This window comes from Streptosporangium vulgare (genome assembly GCF_042428775.1).
GTDB classification, from domain to species: Bacteria; Actinomycetota; Actinomycetes; order Streptosporangiales; family Streptosporangiaceae; genus Streptosporangium; species Streptosporangium vulgare.
Genome location: NZ_JBHMBS010000002.1, coordinates 347,539 through 366,796, shown reverse-complemented (window position 1 = coordinate 366,796; position 19,258 = coordinate 347,539). Strand labels below are relative to the sequence as shown.

17 protein-coding genes are annotated in these 19,258 nt (G+C 70.6%); 11 read left to right on the top strand and 6 right to left on the bottom strand.

From position 1 onward, the window contains the following. Window positions 1–76: 76 nt before the first annotated feature. The 4 genes from ACFFRH_RS05690 (at window position 77) to ACFFRH_RS05675 (ending at window position 2,566) form a co-directional block, all read left to right on the top strand. Window positions 77–1,066: a type II secretion system F family protein gene (locus tag ACFFRH_RS05690; RefSeq protein ID WP_386154747.1), complete on the top strand. Its 990-nt coding sequence runs from the start codon at window positions 77–79 to the stop codon at window positions 1,064–1,066. A gap of 413 nt (window positions 1,067–1,479) precedes the next feature. Further along, window positions 1,480–1,617 carry a DUF4244 domain-containing protein gene (locus ACFFRH_RS05685; RefSeq protein ID WP_386154744.1) on the top strand — a complete coding sequence of 46 codons (138 nt, stop codon included), beginning with the start codon at window positions 1,480–1,482 and terminating at the stop codon, window positions 1,615–1,617. Window positions 1,618–1,661: 44 nt separating this feature from the next. After that, the gene (locus tag ACFFRH_RS05680) at window positions 1,662–1,994 is read left to right on the top strand and encodes a TadE family type IV pilus minor pilin (protein WP_344742767.1); all 333 of its coding nucleotides are present in this window, start codon (window positions 1,662–1,664) and stop codon (window positions 1,992–1,994) included. Between the two features lie 164 nt (window positions 1,995–2,158). Beyond that, a complete protein-coding gene (locus ACFFRH_RS05675) occupies window positions 2,159–2,566 on the top strand; it encodes an Rv3654c family TadE-like protein (RefSeq protein ID WP_344742768.1) in 408 nt (135 codons plus the stop codon). A 112-nt stretch (window positions 2,567–2,678) separates the two neighbouring features. Here ACFFRH_RS05675 and ACFFRH_RS05670 read toward each other — a convergent pair whose 3' ends face one another. Next, the gene (locus ACFFRH_RS05670; RefSeq protein WP_386155064.1) at window positions 2,679–4,982 is read right to left on the bottom strand and encodes a DNA 3'-5' helicase SftH; all 2,304 of its coding nucleotides are present in this window, start codon (window positions 4,980–4,982) and stop codon (window positions 2,679–2,681) included. 203 nt (window positions 4,983–5,185) lie between these two features. On the opposite strand from ACFFRH_RS05670, the gene ACFFRH_RS05665 reads away from it, so the two are divergent. The 5 genes from ACFFRH_RS05665 to ACFFRH_RS05645 all read left to right on the top strand — a co-directional run bounded on the left by ACFFRH_RS05665 (window position 5,186) and on the right by ACFFRH_RS05645 (window position 12,334). Further along, window positions 5,186–5,536 (top strand): STAS domain-containing protein, encoded by a 351-nt coding sequence (locus ACFFRH_RS05665; RefSeq protein ID WP_030916965.1) that lies wholly within the window; start codon window positions 5,186–5,188, stop codon window positions 5,534–5,536. A gap of 2 nt (window positions 5,537–5,538) precedes the next feature. Beyond that, window positions 5,539–5,991 carry an ATP-binding protein gene (locus ACFFRH_RS05660; protein ID WP_329088933.1) on the top strand — a complete coding sequence of 151 codons (453 nt, stop codon included), beginning with the start codon at window positions 5,539–5,541 and terminating at the stop codon, window positions 5,989–5,991. Between the two features lie 1,149 nt (window positions 5,992–7,140). Beyond that, window positions 7,141–9,471, top strand: a complete 2,331-nt coding sequence (locus tag ACFFRH_RS05655) for a sodium-translocating pyrophosphatase (protein ID WP_386154739.1) — start codon at window positions 7,141–7,143, stop codon at window positions 9,469–9,471. Between the two features lie 181 nt (window positions 9,472–9,652). After that, a complete protein-coding gene (locus tag ACFFRH_RS05650; protein ID WP_386154736.1) occupies window positions 9,653–10,126 on the top strand; it encodes a SixA phosphatase family protein in 474 nt (157 codons plus the stop codon). Between the two features lie 87 nt (window positions 10,127–10,213). Next, window positions 10,214–12,334, top strand: coding sequence for an FUSC family protein (locus tag ACFFRH_RS05645; RefSeq protein ID WP_386154734.1), 2,121 nt, complete (start codon window positions 10,214–10,216; stop codon window positions 12,332–12,334). Window positions 12,335–12,491: 157 nt separating this feature from the next. On the opposite strand, the gene serB is transcribed toward ACFFRH_RS05645, so the two are convergent. Beyond that, a complete protein-coding gene (gene serB, locus ACFFRH_RS05640) occupies window positions 12,492–13,715 on the bottom strand; it encodes a phosphoserine phosphatase SerB (protein ID WP_344747001.1) in 1,224 nt (407 codons plus the stop codon). A gap of 115 nt (window positions 13,716–13,830) precedes the next feature. Between serB and ACFFRH_RS05635 the strand changes: the two genes are divergently transcribed. Together ACFFRH_RS05635 and ACFFRH_RS05630 are read left to right on the top strand one after the other, a co-directional pair. Then, complete coding sequence (locus tag ACFFRH_RS05635; protein ID WP_344747002.1) at window positions 13,831–14,589, top strand: GNAT family N-acetyltransferase; 759 nt, start codon at window positions 13,831–13,833, stop codon at window positions 14,587–14,589. After that, window positions 14,586–15,455, top strand: coding sequence for a lysophospholipid acyltransferase family protein (locus tag ACFFRH_RS05630; protein ID WP_386154730.1), 870 nt, complete (start codon window positions 14,586–14,588; stop codon window positions 15,453–15,455). Before ACFFRH_RS05635 ends, ACFFRH_RS05630 begins: the two co-directional genes overlap by 4 nt. Before the next feature lie 166 nt (window positions 15,456–15,621). On the opposite strand, the gene ACFFRH_RS05625 is transcribed toward ACFFRH_RS05630, so the two are convergent. The 4 genes from ACFFRH_RS05625 to ACFFRH_RS05610 form a co-directional block, all read right to left on the bottom strand. Further along, on the bottom strand, window positions 15,622–16,302 hold the full coding sequence (locus ACFFRH_RS05625) for a response regulator transcription factor (RefSeq protein ID WP_344747004.1): 681 nt from the start codon (window positions 16,300–16,302) through the stop codon (window positions 15,622–15,624). Between the two features lie 379 nt (window positions 16,303–16,681). After that, window positions 16,682–17,233: a hypothetical protein gene (locus tag ACFFRH_RS05620; protein WP_344747005.1), complete on the bottom strand. Its 552-nt coding sequence runs from the start codon at window positions 17,231–17,233 to the stop codon at window positions 16,682–16,684. A gap of 301 nt (window positions 17,234–17,534) precedes the next feature. Continuing rightward, a complete protein-coding gene (locus tag ACFFRH_RS05615; RefSeq protein ID WP_344747006.1) occupies window positions 17,535–18,074 on the bottom strand; it encodes a hypothetical protein in 540 nt (179 codons plus the stop codon). Window positions 18,075–18,168: 94 nt separating this feature from the next. After that, window positions 18,169–19,248, bottom strand: a complete 1,080-nt coding sequence (locus ACFFRH_RS05610) for an S-adenosylmethionine:tRNA ribosyltransferase-isomerase (protein WP_344747007.1) — start codon at window positions 19,246–19,248, stop codon at window positions 18,169–18,171. Window positions 19,249–19,258 lie beyond the last annotated feature (10 nt).

Here is a 19,258-nt window from a genome sequence, read left to right as displayed (position 1 = left end):
GGCGGGGGATCGAGTCTGAGAAGACAGGCCCAAGAGAAACAGGGTTGAGAGGACAGCTTCGAGAGGATGAGAGACAGTGATCATTTTGCTGGCCGTGGTGCTCGCCGGGGTCGCCGCCCAGCTGTGGAGCACCCGGGGAGAGCCCGCCGACCGGCTCCGCCGCGTGCGGTGCTCACCTCGTCCGGCCGGGTTCCCGGAGATGTCGCAGGAGGTCGGAGCACCCGCGTTCTCTCCGTCCGCGGGCGCGGCCCGTGATCCGTCCGCGCACATGGTTCGCGACGCGCCATCGTGCATGTTCCGCGATACGTCCGTGAGCACGATTCGCGGCACAGCCGAGAGGAAGGTCCACGGCGCGTCGCAGGAGAACGCTCGCGGTGCTTTCGGAGGGAAGGCCCGCGGTGCTTTCAGGGGGAAAGCCCACGGTGCGTTCGGAGGGAAGGCCGGTGAGACAAGGGGAAGACGGCGGCCGGGCCGGAGCGAGGTCGCGGTCGCCCTCGCTCCCGGGCTGGCGGCGTTCCTGGCCGTGGGGGGCCTGCCGGGGGCGGTCGCCGGCGTCGCCGGTTTCGGGATCGCGCTGGCGGTCCTGCGGAGGCGGGAGTCCCCCGAACTGCGTGGGGAACGCCGAAGGGTGACGGCGGATCTGCCACTGGCGGCCGATCTCATGGTCGCCTGCCTGCGCGCCGGCCAGCCGGTCACCGGAGCCATCGATGTGACGGTGGAGGCGATCGGCGGGCCGCTGGGCGAGAGACTGGCCTGGGTGAGTGGCCAGCTGAGGCTGGGAGCCGCGCCGGAGAGCGCCTGGCGGGCCCTCGACTCCGAGCGTGCGCTCGCCCCTCTGGCTCGGGCCATGAGCCGCGCCGCGCTGAGCGGCGCACCGGTGGCCGATGTCCTCACCAGGTTGTCCGACGACTCCCGCCGTGCCGCTCGCGCCGCGTCTTCGGCGGCCGCCCAGCGGGTGGGGGTCCAGGTCGTCGCTCCTCTGGGGTTGTGTTTCCTGCCCGCTTTCGTCTTTCTGGGAATCATCCCCGTCGTGGCCGGTCTCGCCGGTGAGGTGTTGCTTCCCTGAGTTATCCACAGGGTTTTCCCCGACAGGGCAGGGTTATCCACAGGAAAACGATGATTCCTGTGGATAGAGCTCTGGAAATTTCCTCATCTGGCTCCTGAAACGGCTCCTCGCGTTCGAAGGGGGCCGTTTCGTGCTTTCCAGCGACATTCTCTGCTTCCCGGCTGTGGATAACCCGAGGTTTTCCCCAGAATGCAGTTCGGGCCAATGAGGCCACGGGCGTATGGAGAACCCTGGCAGGACCGATGCCGGACGGTGGGTCCGGTGGAGATCTCCAGGAGGAGCAGATGGCTCGAACCAGTGCTGTCCACACGCGGCCCAGCGCTGTTCATGCGCGGCGCGACTGGTCGCGGTGGTCGCGGTGGACGCGTGCCCGGTGGGCACTGCTGACCACCGGCGCGCACCGTGACCAAGGCATGTCCACTGCCGAATACGCGGTCGGAACGATCGCCGCCTGCGCTTTCGCCGCCCTCCTCTTCAAGGTGGTGACGAGTTCCGAGGTCCAGCAGATGATCACGGCTTTGATCAACCGAGCGCTCACCGTGGCCGGATGATCCTCCCGGCGTCGGTGCCCTCTTCTCGCCGGTCGAGGGGTTCGGTGACCGCGGAGACGGCTGCCGCGCTACCTGCCCTCATGGTCGTGCTGGGAGCGGGGCTGTGGGCCGTGGCGGCGGTCGAGGCGCGGCTGGAGTGCGTGGACGCCGCGCGGGCCGGGGCCCGGGCCGCCTCGCGCGGCGAGCCGCTTGAGCGGGTCCGAGGGGGCGTCCTGTCGGTGGCTCCGGCGGGCGCGGTGGTCGCGGTGACCCGGAGCGCGGAGACGGTGCGGGTGGAGGTGTCCGTGAACATCAGGCCTCGCTGGGGCGCCTCGCTCCCGAGCGTGACCGTTCACGCGACCGCCGTGTCCGTCACCGAGCCGGGACTGGAGCGGTAGGTCATGGCTCGTGCCGGACTCACAGGGGTTCACCATCACGGTCACCTTCGCCGGTCATGCCCGTGACGGTCACGCCCGTGACGGCGGAGTGAGTCATATGTCGACCAGAGCCATGTGTCGACCAGGAGACAGGAAACCGGGCCAGGAGGGAGAGGAGAGGGGACGTGGTTGCGATAAGGCGGGAGATCGGCGCGGGCGTGAGGGGAGAGAAGGGGCAGCGAGGGTCGGCGACGATCTGGACGGTCGGGCTCATGGCACTGGTCTTCGCGGTCGCGGCTGCGATCGTGTTCGCGGGTATGGCCAGGGTCGCGCGCCACCGGGCGCAGAGCGCCGCCGACCTGAGCGCGCTCGCCGCCGCCCGGCTGGCCTTCGCGGATCCCGGCCGAAGCTGCGTGAGGGCCTCCTCGCTCGCCACGGACAACGAGGCCAGGGTCACTCGCTGTTCTCTCGGCGACGGCGGCATCGCGGACATCGAGGTGACCATGGAGGTATCGCTGCCCCTGAGGGGACCGGTGGCGATCACCGCCAGGGCACGTGCGGGTCCCGTGCACATCACTGACCCCGGCCCTTGACGACGGCCTGGTGAAAGAGGACGGCCTGACGAAAGAGGACGGGCTGACGAAAGACGACGGCCTGACGAAATCTGTCACGTCTGTGGCTTTCTCACCCGGACCCTTCCGGCTGTCACGTTCGCGGCTCGTCCGGGGAGAGCAGGACGTCGAGGAGCCGAAGGGCTCCGGCCTTGTCGAGGGGTTCGTTGCCGTTGCCGCACTTGGGAGACTGGATGCACGAGGGGCAGCCGCGTTCGCACTCGCAGGAGGCGATGGCCTCGCGGGTGGCAGTGAGCCAGTCGTGCGCGCGGGCGTAACCACGTTCGGCGAAACCGGCGCCGCCCTCGTGGCCGTCGTAGACGAAGACGGTGAGCAGCCCGGTGTCGGGGTGGAGTTCTGTGGAGACACCTCCGATGTCCCAGCGGTCGCAGGTCGCGAAGAGCGGCAGCAGACCGATGGAGGCGTGTTCGGCGGCGTGCGCGGCACCGCCGAGGTCCAGGCCCTCCTCGGCCAGGGGGATGATCGCCGAGATGGGCAGTGTCCACCAGACGGCGCGGGTCCGCAGCGTGCGCGGAGGCAGGTCGAGGGGTTCGTCCCCCATGAGTTCGCCGCTCTGGGCTCGGCGCTTGAGATAGGCCACCACCTGGCTCGTCACCTCGACCGCGCCGAAATGGAGCTCTCCCTGTCCGAGAGGGTGCGAGCGAAGAGACTCGATGACCGAGATGTCGGTGACGTCCCTGGCGAAGGTCGTGTAGTCGGGGGTCCCGGCCTCGACCAGCGCGACCCCCGCCTCCAGGTCGAGTTCGGCCACCAGAAACGTCTCGCCCTGGTGCACGTAGACGGCGCCGGTGTGCACGGCCGAGTGAGCCGAGGGCTCGTCCACGGTGCCGAGCAGCCGCCCGGTGGACATCTCGACGACCTGAACGGGCGCGGCGCCCGCCCCCCGGATGTCGGCGAGGTCGGTGGCGCGTCTCCGGCTGGTCCAGAACCAGCCCGTGGCGCGTTCCCTGAGCAGGCCGTCTCCGACCAGGCCCGCGAGCACCTCCTTGCTGGTCGGGCCGAAGATGTCCAGCTCGTCATGGGTCAACGGGATCTCGGCCGCCGCCGCGCACAGGTGGGGTCCCAGTACGTACGGGTTGTCGGGGTCGAGCACGATCGTCTCCACGGGACGGCCGAACAGGGCTTCCGGATGGTGGACGAGATAGGTGTCCAAGGGGTCGTCCCTGGCGATCAGCACCGCCAGCGCGTCCTGGCCGTCCCGCCCGGCCCTCCCCGCCTGCTGCCAGAGGGAGGCGCGGGTTCCCGGCCACCCCGCGATGAGCACGGCGTCCAGCCCGGAGACGTCGACGCCGAGTTCCAGCGCGTTGGTCGTCGCGAGGCCGAGCAGTTCGCCGGAGCGCAGTGCCCTTTCCAAACCTCTGCGATCTTCGGCCAGGTATCCCGCCCGGTAGGCCGCCACCTTGCCGGGCAGATCCGCGGGCGCCTCCCCGTCGACGACGAGGTCCTGGAGTTTGGCCCGTGTGGTGAGGGCCACGGTCTCGGCGGCCCGGCGGGAGCGGACGAAGGCCAGGGTCCGCACGTCGGAGGCGACGAGGTCGGCCAGGAGGTCCGCGCTCTCGGCGGTCGCCGGGCGACGGACAGGAGCCCCGCCCTCGCCGCGCAGATCGGTCAGGGGTGGTTCCCACAGCGCGAAGGTCGTCGCACCCCGGGGGGAGGCGTCGGCGGTCACCTCGGCCATCTGGAGGCCCGTCAGGCGCCTCGCGAAGATTCCGGGCTCGCTGGCCGTCGCCGAGGAGAGCAGGAAGGCCGGGCTGGAGCCGTAGCGGGCGCAGATCCGGCGCAGGCGGCGCAGGATCTGCGCGACATGGGAGCCGAACACGCCCCGATAGCCGTGGCACTCGTCCACGACGACCATCCGGAGCCGTCGCCAGAAGAGCGACCACTGGGCGTGACGGGGCAGCAGCCCGCGATGGAGCATGTCCGGGTTGGTGAGGACGTAGTTGGCGTGCTTGCGCACCCAGGCCCTCTCCTCGAAGGAGGTGTCGCCGTCGTAGGTGGCGGCCCGGAGGCCGGGAGGATCGAGCTCGCGCAGCGCGCGGAGCTGGTCGGCGGCGAGCGCCTTGCTGGGCGACAGATAGAGGACCGTGCCGCCGTCGAGCGTCGAGGAGAGGGCCGGGACCAGGTAGGAAAGGGATTTGCCCGACGCGGTGCCTGTGGAAATGATCACGTTTTGGCCACGGTGGATGAGGTCCGCGGCCTCGGCCTGATGTGGCCACAGGCCGGAAATACCGTGGTTCGCCCAGCGCGTAACCAGCCGCCGGTCGACCCAGTCCGGCCATCGGGTCTCACCGGCCTGACGTGCGGGAACGCGCTCAACGTGGGTGACGCGCCCATGACGTGCGGGAACGTCGAGAAGGCGGCTGAGGGCGGTGCCCACTCTGAGGGGCGAGGATGAGGGCGGGGTCACTGGTTTCCAGTCTCACATCTGTGGGCAGAGTCGCCGGGAATCGTGATTTCGTATAGACACTGAGCGTACGCATGGTTGAATGCCGCGCGTCGGGGCTTGTCGTCCGAGGGCCACCCGGTCCCAGGAAGGCACGTCCGAATCGGTACTTTCGCAGGCAAGGCGCTGGAGGATCTGTGGATCTGAAGTTGGACCACCATTCCGAGGACCGTCTCACCATCGTTGAGGTCGAGGGTGAGATCGATGTCTACACCGCGCCCAGATTGCGTGAGCTCCTGATCGACCTGGTCAACAAGGGGAATTTCCACCTGCTCGTCAACATGGAGAAGGTCGACTTCCTTGACTCCACGGGCCTTGGTGTCCTGGTCGGCGGGCTCAAGCGAGTTAGGGCGCACGATGGCTCACTGGAGCTTGTCTGCACCCAGGAGCGCATCCTGAAGATTTTCCGGATCACCGGACTGACAAAGGTCTTCGGGATCTACGCCTCGGTCGACGAGGCCAAGGAAGCTCACGGTCGAGACAAGTAGTCGTGGCTACCGTCGAGCTGACGTTCAGCGCTCTCCCCGCGCATGTGCGGACGGCACGCCTGGTCGCCACGGCTATCGCCAGGCGCACCGGTGTGCAGGAGTCGCTGCTGGACGAGGTAAGGCTCGCTGTCGGTGAGGCGTGCTCACGGGCTGTGGAGGCACATCGCCTCCACTGTCCGGGGGAGCCGATCCGGATCGAGCTACGCGATGACTTGGGGCGTTTCGAGGTGACGGTCACCGACTCCGCCCCAAGTGACAGTGACGAGCTGGAGCATGATCGAGCCCTTCTGGGGTTCGACGATCCGTTCGGGCAGCTTCCCGATGACCTGATGGCCGGTTTCGGCATCGCGGTCATCGCGGGGCTGGCCGACGACGTTCAGGTCTACCCGAGCCAGAAGGGCATGTGCATTCGCATGAGCTGGCCGGCGGCGACGAACGGGATGTCTCCGGTCTGACAAAGAAGACTTCGGCAGCCGGGTGTGTTCATGTGGACGTGCCCGGTTGTTCGTTGGGAGGGGCGCGTGGCCCCGAAGGCCGGGAGGAGCGCATGATCCCGAAGGCCGGGAAGGGCGCGTGGTTCCGAAGGCTGAAAGGGCGTACGGCCCTGAACGCTGGGAGGGGCACGTGGCCCTGAAGGCCGAGAGGTCTATGGCCCTGAAGGCTGAAAGAGCACCTGATCCTGAAGGCCGAAAGAGCGCATGGCCCGCGAAGGGGCCGGTTCGGCTGAGGATTCACCTGTGACGTTCGGGTGAATATGTCCTGCCTGTCTGTAAAGAGCGGGTGTCCTCGAAGGGCGCTGTCCGGCTGGGGATCCGCCTGTGACGTCCATGTGAACACGTCCGGCCCGTCCGTGGTGAAGGCCGTGATCAGGATGAGGAGTGCCCACCCGTGACGTTCACTCACCCGTGACGTCCGCCCGGAGATCGGCCGCCCGGAGGGATCAGCCGCCCGAGCATCGGCCGTCCGGAGGTCCGGAGGTCCGGAGGTTTGGAGGTTTGGAGGTCCGGAGGTTTGGAGATCCGGCCGCCCGGAGGGATCGGCCGCCCGATATCTGGCCGGCCGGAGATCTGGCCGCCCGGGGATCGCCCGTCCGGAGGTCCGGCCGCCCGCAAGGATCGGCCGCCCGGAAGGGGGGCGAAAGCATCGGCGAGAAGACGGGTGACCGGTCCGCTGGAGGGTCGCCTCCGGCGTCCACGCGAACACACATGGCCGCACCGGCCGCACCGGCCGTCCGATGCGAGGATCTCAATTTCGGCCCAAACTTAATTTGACTGTTTCTTGTCTGAAACTGAGGCGAAACAGAGCGGGCGGGGCAGGTGTGACGGGTGAAATGACCTCATAAGCAGGTCGGTCACCAAGAGGTGCCGGTCGCGTTGTCAAATGGGCGTGGTCAGAGGCTTCATATCCGCGTCATCGCTGCGTAGACTCCCGGAACCGGCCAAGGTTTATCCTTCGGAGCGGCCCGCACGCGAGCCGCCCTCCGTGGGGGTCTGCAACTGGAAGCGGCACTGCCAACCATCCCGGATGTGCGCCGCTTCAGCCGCCTAATCTCATCGCAGCGCACTCCGGGCAGGACGTGTTCCCGTCTTGCCAAGGAGAGTCGGATGTCTGTGCTCCATCTCGCCGCTGCAGAGCCAGCGGTATCCCTGAGTGGTCACCACTTCACCATCATCATCGTGGTCGCCGTCGTCGCCCTGCTCGCACTCGCCGTCGCCGGCACCCTGGTGCGTGAGGTGCTGGCCGCCGACCAGGGCACCGAACGTATGCAGAACATCGCGAGAGCCGTCCAGGAAGGGGCTTCCGCGTACCTTACGCGGCAGTTCCGGACGCTCGCGTTGTTCGTCATTCTGATCCCGTTCCTGCTGTATCTCCTTCCTGCCGAGACGACCAGCGTGAGGATCGGCAGATCGGCTTTCTTCGTCGTCGGCGCGCTGTTCTCCGCGCTGACCGGATTCATCGGCATGTGGCTGGCGGTGCGCGGCAACGTCCGCGTCGCCGCCGCGGCCCGCGCGTCCGGTGAGAAGGTCGCCATGCGGATCGCCTTCCGCACCGGTGGCGTGGCCGGAATGATCACCGTTGGCCTCGGCCTCCTCGGCGCGGCCGTGGTGGTGATCACCTACGGGGGCGACGCCCCGGCCGTGCTGGAGGGCTTCGGCTTCGGCGCCGCGCTGCTCGCCATGTTCATGCGAGTCGGCGGAGGCATCTTCACCAAGGCCGCCGACGTCGGCGCCGACCTGGTCGGCAAGGTCGAGCAGGGCATTCCCGAGGACGACCCGCGCAACGCCGCCACCATCGCCGACAACGTCGGTGACAACGTGGGCGACTGCGCGGGCATGGCCGCCGACCTGTTCGAGTCCTACGCGGTCATGCTCGTCGCCAGCCTGATCCTGGGCAAGGTGGCCTTCGGCGTCGAGGGACTGGTGTTCCCGCTGATCGTGCCCATGATCGGTGTGATCACGGCGATCATCGGCATCTTCGTCACCGCCCCGCGCACCGGCGACCGCAACGCGATGGCCGCGATCAACCGGGGCTTCTTCATCTCGGCGGCCATCTCGGCGATCCTCGTCGCCGTCGCGGCCTACCTCTACCTGCCGGCCACCTTCTCCGGGCTGACCGGTGTGAGCCCGGAGATCGCCGCGGTCACCTCGGACCCGCGCCTGATCGCGGTCGGGGCGGTGCTCATCGGCCTGGTGCTGGCGAGCGCCATCCAGATCCTCACCGGCTACTTCACCGAGACGAACCGCCGCCCGGTGCGGGACATCGGCGAGAGCTCCCGTACGGGTCCCGCCACGGTCATCCTGTCCGGCATCAGCGTCGGCCTGGAGTCGGCGGTCTACTCCGCGCTGATCATCGGAGCCGCCGTCTACGGGGCCTTCCTGCTGGGCTTCGGCAACGTCACCATCGCCCTGTTCGCCGTGGCGCTGGCGGGCACCGGCCTGCTGACCACGGTCGGCGTGATCGTGTCGATGGACACCTTCGGCCCGGTCTCCGACAACGCCCAGGGCATCGCCGAGATGTCCGGCGACGTCGAGGGCGAGGGCGCCCAGGTCCTCACCTCGCTGGACGCCGTCGGCAACACCACCAAGGCGATCACCAAGGGCATCGCGATCGCCACGGCCGTGCTCGCCGCGACCGCGCTGTTCGGCGCGTTCCGTACGGCGGTCGAGATCCAGCTGGCGAGCGCGACGGCGAACGTGAAGGAGGCGCTGGGCTCGTTCAGCTCGTTCAGCCTGAGCGTCGACTCCCCGAACGTGCTGGTCGGTCTGATCATCGGCGCCGCGGTGGTGTTCATGTTCTCCGGCCTGGCGATCATGGCGGTCGGCCGCGCGGCCGGACGGGTGGTCTTCGAGGTGCGCGAGCAGTTCCGTACCAAGCCGGGGATCATGGCGGGGACGGAGCTGCCCGACTACGGCAGGGTCGTCGACATCTGCACCCGCGACTCGCTGCGGGAGCTGGCGACGCCCGGCCTGCTGGCCGTGCTGACCCCGATCGCCGTCGGCTTCGCCCTCGGGTACGCCCCGCTCGGCGCGTTCCTGGCCGGTGCCATCGCGTGCGGCACGCTCATGGCGGTGTTCCTGGCCAACTCCGGTGGTGCCTGGGACAACGCCAAGAAGCTGGTCGAGGACGGCCATCACGGCGGCAAGGGCTCGCCGGCCCACGAGGCCACCATCATCGGTGACACCGTCGGCGACCCGTTCAAGGACACCGCCGGACCCGCGATCAACCCGCTCCTCAAGGTGATGAACCTCGTGGCGCTGCTGATCGCCCCGGCCGTGGTGACCTACGCCGACAACCCCGTGCTGCGCATCGGCATCACGGTGCTGGCGGTGGGCATCGTCGTCGCCGCGGTCGTCATCTCCAAGCGTCGTTCGGCGGGCATCGCCCCGATGGAGGAGAACAACTCCGACCGGGAGCCGGAGCAGGTCTCCAGCTGAGCAATGTTTGACGAAGGGGTGCACGGGCCGCGTGCACCCCTTCGGCGTGTGCGGGCCACCCCAGTGGGAAACTGGCCGGTATGGAACAGCAGCCCTCCGGAGGCAAGACACTCGTCCTCATCCTGCTGGCGATGGTCGCGGTGTTCGCGGTGATCGTGGGCCTGGCCATGTGGGCGTCGCGATGACGACGCGCACGCTCGTCGTCCTGCGCCACGCCAAGGCGGTCCACACCTCCGGCCTCGCCGACCGCGAGCGGCCCCTCACCGAGGTCGGCGAGCGCGACGCCCTCAAGGTCGGCGCGGCCCTCGCCGGCATGGACCTCACCCCCGACCTGGTGCTCTGCTCGCCGTCGGTGCGGACCCGGCAGACCGCGGACCTGGCACTCCCCGACGCGGAGATCCTGATCGAACCGGCCATATACGAGGCCTACCCCGACGAGCTGCTCACCCTGATCCGGCGGAGCGACCCGGAGGTCGGCACGCTGGTCCTTGTCGGTCACAACCCCGGGGTCCAGGAGCTGGTCACGGAGCTCACCGCCGCCGACGGCGACGACGGGTTCCCGCCCGGCGCGTTCGCCGTCATCGAGGTCGACGGCGAGTGGTCCGGGCTCGACACCGGTCGCGGTATCGCCCACTGGAACCCCAAGAAGCACTGAGACGAGTCCCCCGGCGAGATCCCCGGACGTACCGGGATCCGGCGCGGTTCCTGGAGGGACGGCGCGAGAGGCGTGATCGGGGGTGGCATGCGAGGGCTCATCGGCGCGCTGCGCGCCGACTTCCGGCTCTCCGGTCGTCCGGCCTGGGGCTACGGCCTGCTGTGCGCGCTCGTCATCTGCCTTCCCCTGCTGGTCGGTGTCCTCCTCGGTCACCTCCAGGTGGGCGCCTCGGTGGCCCTGGGCGGCTATCTCACGCTCTTCGGCGACGCCCCGGGAGAGCCGTACGGTGATCGCGTCCGCGGGTTGCTCGTCACCACGACCGCGGTCACGCTCGGTGTCGGTCTCGGAGCGCTCGTCCAGGCCGGTCCCTGGCCGGTCGCCGTCGTGGTGGTCGGCCTGGTCGCGGCGGCGGGCGTCTACTGGCCGGCGCTGGGCACCCCCGCGGTGCTCTCCGTGACCCTGGCGTACTTCGCGCTCCCCGGCATGGGGGTGCCGCTCCACATGGGGGCCACGGCCGCCGGCGGCCTGCTGGTCGTGCTGGTGGTGGTGGCGGCCTGGCCGGTACGGCGTCTCCGGCCGCTCCGCAGGGCGGTGGAGGAGGCCGGTACGGCGCTGGCCGACCTCCTGGCGGCCGGGGGACGGGCGCCGCTCGCGGACGAGAGCTGGGAGCCGCTGCGCCAGCGGGCCGTCACCGCGTTGAAGGACCTGGAGCGGGCGCTCTCCCTCTACCGGATCTCCGTGGAGGACGACCGGTCGCCGGAGCGGCTCCCCGCCACGCTGACCCGCGTCTTCCAGCAGACGATCGCGCTGCGCGTCCTGCGCGCGGCGGCCGTGGAGGCGGGCATCGGGACGGAGTGGGTCCGGGAACTGGACGAGGCGGTCGGGGCGCTGGCCCGCGCGGTGCGGGAGGCGGCGCTGCTCGGCGGTTCGTCGGAGATCCCGGAGGCGCTGGCCGCCATCGGACGGTTCGCCGACCGGGTGGACGAGATCCGCGCGACCGCCCGCGCGGGCGGCGCGCCGCTGCCCGCGGCCGTGCTGGTGGGGCAGATCCGCCAGGGGGTGGACCGGATCGCGATGGCGGTGCGCTCGGTGGCGCGGCAGGCCGCCGAGGGCGTCGAGGTGGGCCCCCGCCTGCCGAGGTTCGTACGGCCCCGCAGGCCGGTGGTCTCGGCGGGTCACCACCCGGTCCGGGTGGGGCTGGCGGTGATCACGGCCATGACGCTGATGGTGCTGGTCCACCAGCACTACGCGAAGTGGTTCGTGGTGACCGTGGCGGTCAGCCTCCGGCCCGCGTACCGCGACACGGTGGAGCGGGTGCTGCTGAGGGTGCTGGGCACGGCCGTGGGCGCGGTGGCCGCCGCGGTGGTGCTGGCGGTCGCGCCGGGCCACCTGTACCTGACGCTTTTCATCTCCGTCTGCGCGGCGCTGGGCTTCGCGCTGCGCGGGTGCGGCTACGGATACTGGGCGATCTTCTCCACGCCGCTCTCGCTGATGCTGTCCGACTTCTCCCTGCCGCTCGACTGGGGCGCGGCGGCGGCCAGGGTGGGGCTCACGGTCGCGGGCGGCGCGCTGGCACTGGTCTTCGCCCGGCTGCTGTGGCCCAGGGGGCACCGGGCCCGGCTGACCAACAGGATCGCGGAGATGCTCGACAGCCACGCGGTGCTGGTACGGTCGCTGATCGACCGGGACCCCGTCCAGGTGGACGTCCGGGGCTTCGCCGCGGCCGACGCCGCGGGGCGGCTCGCCGACTCCCTGGACCTGCTGGACAAGGAACCGGGCGGCAGCGCGCCGCGGCGGCTCAGGGAGTCGCTGACGGCGGCCGGGCGGCTGCGGGACAACGCGCTCGCGCTGCTGGCGGTACCGCCGCCCGAGGAGGGGGCGGGACCCACGGTGACGGTCCTCGACCTCGTCGCCGACAGGCTGGAGAAGGTCGCCGAGGCGGTCAGGACGGAGGAGGTAGGGGTGCCCCCCGACGATCTCGACGCCGTGCTCGACGAGGTCGGCGCGTACGTGGACGCGCTGGCCGCCCGTCGCCTGGACGAACTCGCCGAGCTCGCCGATCTGGCCGATCCGCACGGGGACGCGGCCGACAGGATGACCGGCCTGCGCCGGCGCGTGAGGCACGCCGCCGCCGCACAGCCCGCCCTGCGAGGTCTCGGCGCGGAGGCCGTACGGCTGGCCGCCCTCACCACCCCGAGAAGCCGGTAGCTCACCGGCCCGGGGCGCGGGTGGCTCGCCGGGCGGGAAATCGGTGGCTCACCGGCCCGAGGCGCCGATGGTCGCGACCGCCCGCGTGCCCGGCACGATCACGAGCCCGGCAGGGGCCCGGTCACGGCCCCGATCCCGAGATCGATCCCGATCCCGGTCAACGTTCGGTGGTGGTGACACCGTCCTCGGCGTCGGCGTCCTCGACCTCGGCGCGGGGGATGCCGAGCAGGTAGAGGATCGAGTCGAGGTAGGGGACGTTGACCGCGGTGTCGGCGGCGCGGCGGACCACAGGCTTGGCGTTGAACGCGATGCCCAGACCGGCCGCCGCGATCATGTCCAGGTCGTTGGCGCCGTCGCCGATGGCCACGGTCTGGCTGATCGGGATCCCCGCCTCGCGGGCGAAGCGCTCCAGCGCCCGCGCCTTGCCCGGACGGTCGACGATCTCGCCGACCACCCGCCCGGTCAGCACGCCGTCGACGACCTCCAGGGTGTTGGCCGCGGAGTAGTCGATCCCGAGGTCGTCCACGAGGGCGTCGGTGAGCTGCGTGAACCCGCCGCTGACGATCGCGAACCGGTAGTCGAGCCGCTTGAGCGTCCGTACCAGCGTCCGGGCGCCGGGAGTCAGCACGAGCTCCTTGCGCACCTTCTCGAAGACCTCCGCCGAGAGGCCCTTGAGCAGCGCGACCCGGCGGCGCAGCGACTCGGCGAAGTCGAGCTCGCCGCGCATCGCCTCCTCGGTGACCCTGGCGACCTCCTCCAGGCAGCCGGCGTGCGCCGCCAGCAGCTCGATCACCTCGGCCTGGATGAGCGTCGAGTCGACGTCCATCACGATCAGCCGCTTGGCCCTGCGGTGCAGGCCGGTCCGCTGCACGGCCACGTCGACCTGCTGGGCGTGCGCCTCGATGGCGAGCTCGGCCCTGAGGGTGTCGGGGTCGGCGCCGGAGAGGGAGAGCTCGATGCAGGTCACCGGGTAACTGGACAGGCGCTCGATCCGGTCGATGTTGGCACCGGCCGCGGCGATCCGCCCCGCGATGCCCGCCATCGCGGCGGGCTGCAGCGGCGAGCCGAGCACGGTGACGTTGAGCCGCCCCCTGCGCCGCTTCTCCTTCGGGTCGGAGCCGGTGGACAGCTCCACCTGCAGTCCGAGATCCTCCGCGGTCCGCTCGACGGCGGTCCAGAGGGCGCCGAGGGTGCCGCCGGTGCCGGTCGGCGTGTCGCCCGCGTACGAGACGAGGACGCCGAGGGTGAGCCGGCCGCGGATGACGACCTGCTCCACGTCGGCGACGATGACGGGGAAGCCGGCCAGGACCGAGAAGAGGCGTGAGGTCACGCCCGGTCGGTCGGGGCCGTTCAACGTGATCAGAAGCGTGCGCTGGTTCATCGGTTCCTACGGTACTTGGCTCGGGATCGGACCGTGAATGTGGTTCATCATCCGGACGCCTGGAGTTCGCGGGGCACTCCGGTCCCGCGTCACCTGCGACTGTCTTCATGAACTCATGACGACCCTTCCCATGGAGCCGCGCCTCGCCCGCTACAGCGTCGGGCTGGCCGCCACCGCCGTCGAGATGCGCGAGGCCCAGCGCCTGCGCCACCGGGTCTTCGCCGAGGAGATGGGCGCCAGGCTGGACAGTCCCATCACCGGCCTGGACGTCGATCCGCTCGACGCCTACTGCGATCACCTCCTGGTGAGGTGCGACGACACGGGTGAGGTCGTCGGCACCTACCGGCTGCTCGCCCCCCGCCGGGCCGATCGTCTCTACTCCGACTCCGAGTTCGACCTCGGCGCGCTGGCGGGCATCCGGGGGAACATGGTGGAGGCTGGCCGGGCCTGCGTGCACCCGGGCCACCGGGGTGGTGCGGTGCTCGGGCTGATGTGGGCGGGAATCGCCCGCTACATGGAGGCCGGGGGGTACGGCTGGCTGGCCGGGTGCTGCTCGGTGCCGGTGGCCGACGCCGCCGGGATCATGGAGCGGGTGCCGCTCTCCCCGCCGGGCTACCACGTCACGCCGCGCCGCCCCTGGCAGGCGGATCCGGTCTCCGCCGTGCCCTCGCAACGGGAGGACGCCTCCGCGGCCGCCGCGAGGCCGGGCCGGGCGCTGCCGCCCCTGCTGCGCGGCTACATGCGGCTGGGCGCCTGGGTCTGCGGCCCGCCCGCCCACGACCCCGCCTTCGGTACGGCCGACTTCTTCGTGCTGCTCTCGATGACCGAGGCCGACCCCCGCTACCTGCGCCACTTCCTGGGAGCCACCTCGTGAACCCGTGGATGCCCACGGCGCCGTGCGGGCCCGCAGGCTGCCTCCTCCCACCGGGGTCGAGGGCCGCCTGGCCGCTCAGGGCGCTGCGGCTGGTGGCGATCGCGCTGGCCGTCCTGGCGGGGACGGTGCTCGCGCTCGCGGGCCGCGGGCTCGGCACGGCGGGCAGGGTCCGGCTCACGAGAGCCTGGTCCCGGCTGGTACTGCGGGCCGTCGGTGTACGGGTCGAGGTGCGACAGGGCTTCGCGTTCATGGCCGGCTCCGTCTCCGGACTCCGCCCGGCCGGCGACGGGCCGTCCGGGGCCGCCCCGCTGTTCGTGGCCAACCACGTGTCGTGGCTGGACCCGCTCGTCATGGCGGCGGTCCTGCCGTGCCGCCCGCTCGCCAAGCGGGAGGTACAGGTGTGGCCGGTGATCGGCCTGCTGGCGGCGGGCGCGGGCGCGCTGTTCATCGACAGGGACCGGCTCTCCGCGCTGCCCGAGGCCGTCGGCGGTGTGGCCGCCGCGCTCGCGGGCGGTCACCCGGTGGCGGCCTTCCCCGAGGGGACGACCTGGTGCGGACGCGGGATGGGCTCCTTCAGGCCCGCGGTGTTCCAGGCGGCCCTGGACGCGGGGGCCCCGGTCAGGCCGGTGGCGATCAGGTATCTGGAGGGGGAGGACGTCCCGGCCACCGGACCCGCCTATGTCGGCGACGATCCCCTCTGGGCCTCGATCCGCCGCGTGGTGGCCGTCCGGGGACTGAGGGTGGAGGTGACGATGCTGCCCGCGGTGTGGGGACGTGACCGCAGGGAGCTGGCCTGGGCGGCCGAGTCGTCCGTCGCCTCGGTGGTGGTCGCCGGGGCCGCGCACGCTCTCCCCGTCGCCGCCTGACACTCCGGATCCCTTCCGAAGGGCGTACACCGCCTCGTGGTACCGGGCTCGCTGACCGTCCTGGAAAACGAGGGCCGTCCTGGAAAACGAGGGCCGTCCTGGAAAACGCGGCCCCTCCCGGAAAACGCGGCCCGTCCCGGAAGCCGGGAGGAGCGGAGAACGGGGCTCAGGCCGAGCCCAGATAGGTGATGACGGCCGCCACCCGGCGGTGGGTGTCGGGGCTGTTCTCCAGCGCCAGCTTCATGAAGATCGAGTTCACGTGCTTCTCGATGGCCGAGACCGACAGGTGCAGGGCGCGGGCGATGCCTCCGTTGGACAGGCCATGCGCCATCTCCCTGAGCACGTCCAGCTCCCTGGGCGTCAGCTCCGCGGGCGGGGGACCGCCGCGCACCCCGCGCTTGGCGAGCAGGCCCTCCACCACCTTGGGGTCGATCACCGAGCCGCCCGCGGCCACCGACCTGATCGCGCCGAGCAGTTCGTCGATGTCACCGACCCGGTCCTTGAGCAGGTACGCACGGCCCTCGGTGCCGTCCCTGAACAGGTCGAGGGCGAACATCGCGTCGGAGAACTGGGAGAGCACCACGACCCCGATGTCCCGCGAGGCGGCGCGGATGCGGTGTGCCGCGTCGATGCCCTCCATCCCCGGGCGGACGAGATCGGCCGAGCCCGGCATCCGGATGTCGGTGACCACCACGTCGGGGCGCAGCCGCCCGGCGGCGTCGAGCAGCTCGTCCGCGGTGCCCACGGCGGCCACCACCTCGATCTCGCCGGAGGTCTCCAGGAGCCTGCGGGTGCCCTCGCGCACCAGGTAGTGGTCCTCGGCCAGGACGACTCTCAGCTCAGCCATGGATCCCGGCCCTGAATCCCGGCCCTGAATCCCGGCCCTGAATCCCGGCCCTGAATCCCGGCCCTGAATCCCGGCCATGGACCCCGGCCGTGGATTCCACCCCTGAATCTCGGCCATGGATCCCAGTCATGGATCTCGGCCATGGATCGCGCACCGCCCGGAACTCGCATGGGGAGATCCTGCCCCGTACGCGGGCGCCGCGCATATGAGGTTGCCCGCACCCTGTGGTTCCGCGTCATGGTTCCAAACGTGACCCTGGACCCTGGACGCGGCCCCGGGCGTAACCCTGGACCCCGGACACGGCTCCGGAGCGTGGAAAGGAGCGGGCCCCGTCCTGTGGCAGGACGGGGCCCGTCGGAGAATCCATCGGAAAACGGGGTCAGCGCACGATGCTGGTCTTGACCCGCTTCACGAAGAACCAGTTCTTGATGCCCATGCGCTCCAGCTCGTCCCTGGAGAGGTTCTCGGCCCCGGTCGGGATGTCGTAGCTGTCGACGCCGAGGATGGCCTGCGCGGTCCGTCCCGACTTCTTGCCGAGCTTCACCGTGATCGCGATGGCCTCGTAGTCGTCGACCTCGATGATGTCAGGGGTCCAGCACCAGAACCCGTCCTCGTAGTTGTCGCACGTGGTGCCCTTGGGGGCGGCGATCTTGACGACCTTCGAGCCCTTGGGCAGTAGGCCGCCCGTGAAGAAGTAGTCGGCCTGGTAGGGGCCCTTGTTGACGGACTTGATCTTGTAGGTGATCTTCCCGCCCGCCTTGACCTTCTTCGGCGCGGAGACGGTGACGGCGAAGGTGGAGTACGGCTCCGCCTTGACGGCCACTGCCGGTGCCTGCGCCGAAGCGGCCGAGGAGGGGGCGGCGAGGAGCATGCCCCCGGCCAGCGGGGTGACCAGAGCAAAAGCAACGATCTTGGAGATCGGGTGGCGCATCAAACGTCTCCCAGCTGAAGAGTCAAGGGGACGTGTGGAACGTCCCATAAAGTCTCAGCGTTTTATCACATATGAAGATGTGGAGAGAAATTATATTCCGCTATAGGAATTGAAGGGAACGGCCTGATGTGGCGCCCTACCGGACGGCGCGGGCCCCGCCCCGCACGCCCGGCGTGTGCCGCCCCGCCGCCGACCAGGGCGTTTCCCGGCGTTGAAATCTCCATTGCTTTCGGTAATCGCTCCTGGTCAAAGGTGCTTTCGGTAATCGCCTCCGGTCGAGGGCGGCAGGTGAAAAGCGCGGCTAGCGGAGAACCCGGGTCTTCACCCGCACGTACTTGACGTCGGTGCCGACGTCGATGCCGTGGATGTCGAGGGTGCCCAGCCCGCCCGCGGGGACGTCGATCGAGGCCGAACCGAAATCGGCGGTCGCGGTGCCCCGGGCGCTGTTCTTCAGCCAGACCCTGACCTTGAGGGTGGCCGTCCTGCCGGGGTTCAGGGTGTCGAGCAGGCAGCCCACCTCGCGCCCCGAGACCTCGCAGTACGAGCCGGAGGGCTTGCCGATGATGCGGACCTTGGACACCTGCGAGGGAAGGTATCCGCCGACGTAGGCGATGTCGGTGTACCACTCGCCGACGTTCTTGATCCTGAGCGTGTAGACGTACGAGTCGCCCGCCCAGGCCCTGCGCGGGTAGGAGACGGTCGTCTTCAGCGGCGCGAGCGGCTGGTCCGCGGCTCCCTGCGTCGCGGTGGTCCGGGGAGCCGCGGCGTTCGCGGTTCCGGGGGTGAGCAGCATGCCTCCCGCCAGGGCGATGGCGGCGAAGGCGGTCAGGTGCCGGCGCATTTCTTTACTCCAGTCGGAATTCGGTGATCCCCGTCGATTACTGCGCCCAGCATGCGGGGCCCGACTTGGAAACCCCTTGTGACTGACTGGCCGGCTAACCGGTGATCAGGTGGACGTCGCCGAACTCGTGCCAGAGATAGCCCTCCCCGAGTGCCTCCGCGTACGACCGCGAGAGCAGGTCGCGGCCGGCGATCGCCGACAGCATCAGCAGGTGGCTGGAGCGCGGCTCGTGCAGTCCGGTGAGCAGGCCGCTCACCGCCCGCACCCCGACCTCGGGGGTCACGATGTGCGAGGTCCAGCCGCCCGCGGCCCGGACCCGGCCGGTGGCCAGCGCGGCCGTCTCCAGCGCCCGGACCACGGTCGTGCCGACCGCGATCACCCGGCCGCCGGACGCGCGAGCGAGCTCCACCTGCCGCGCGGTGGCCTCGGGCACCTCGAACCGCTCCGGATAGGGCGGCTCGTCCTTCTCGGGGGACGCCACCCCCGTGTGCAGGGTGATCGGCGCGATCCCGACCCCGCGCGACACCAGGGAGGTCACCAGCCCGGTGGTGAACGGCCGTCCCGCGCTGGGCATCTCCGCGCTGCCGGGCCGGACCCCGAACACGGTCTGGTAGTCGGCCAGCGGCCAGTCCCTGTCCACGTACGAGTAGCGGATCGGCACGCCGTACCGGCGGAGGTAGCCCGTGACCTCGCGGTCCAGGCTCGCCCGCCACAGGCGGGGCGTCTCGCGCCCCAGCAGCCGCAGCGTCGCCCCGCCCGGCAGCGGCAGCCACTCCCCGTCCGCGCCGCCCCGGTAGGGCTCACCGGCCGCCTCCGCGCTTCCGGGCCCCGCGCTTCCGGGCCCCCGGCGCCGCCGGAGCTCGACCAGCCACGTCCCGTCCTCGCGCTCGGTGGAGAAGTGCACCGCGAGCCGGTCGAGCCGGACGGCGGCGGGGAGCGTGCCGGAGTTGTTGACCACCAGCAGGTCGCCGGGGCCGAGCAGGCCGGGAAGCTCGGCGAACGTGTGGTGGCCGACCTCCCCGGTGCCCCGGTCCGAGACCAGCAGGCGCACCCCGTCACGGGCCACCCCCCGGGCCTCCGGCGGCTCGTGCGCCTCCAGCTCGCGCGGGAGCACGAAGTCCGCGGCCATGGCGTCCGCCACGAGCCCGCCCGCGCCCCCGTCCCGCCCGTTCACGCCTTCTCCT

Excerpts from the sequence above, each read along its gene's own strand:
- ACFFRH_RS05685 (WP_386154744.1), top strand. The coding sequence starts at position 1,480 with ATGTCCACTGCCGAATACGCGGTCGGAACGATCGCCGCCTGCGCTTTC.
- ACFFRH_RS05655 (WP_386154739.1), top strand. The coding sequence starts at position 7,141 with ATGTCTGTGCTCCATCTCGCCGCTGCAGAGCCAGCGGTATCCCTGAGT.
- ACFFRH_RS05650 (WP_386154736.1), top strand. The coding sequence starts at position 9,653 with ATGACGACGCGCACGCTCGTCGTCCTGCGCCACGCCAAGGCGGTCCAC.
- ACFFRH_RS05645 (WP_386154734.1), top strand. The coding sequence starts at position 10,214 with ATGCGAGGGCTCATCGGCGCGCTGCGCGCCGACTTCCGGCTCTCCGGT.
- serB (WP_344747001.1), bottom strand. The coding sequence starts at position 13,715 with ATGAACCAGCGCACGCTTCTGATCACGTTGAACGGCCCCGACCGACCG.
- ACFFRH_RS05635 (WP_344747002.1), top strand. The coding sequence starts at position 13,831 with ATGACGACCCTTCCCATGGAGCCGCGCCTCGCCCGCTACAGCGTCGGG.
- ACFFRH_RS05625 (WP_344747004.1), bottom strand. The coding sequence starts at position 16,302 with ATGGCTGAGCTGAGAGTCGTCCTGGCCGAGGACCACTACCTGGTGCGC.
- ACFFRH_RS05620 (WP_344747005.1), bottom strand. The coding sequence starts at position 17,233 with ATGCGCCACCCGATCTCCAAGATCGTTGCTTTTGCTCTGGTCACCCCG.
- ACFFRH_RS05615 (WP_344747006.1), bottom strand. The coding sequence starts at position 18,074 with ATGCGCCGGCACCTGACCGCCTTCGCCGCCATCGCCCTGGCGGGAGGC.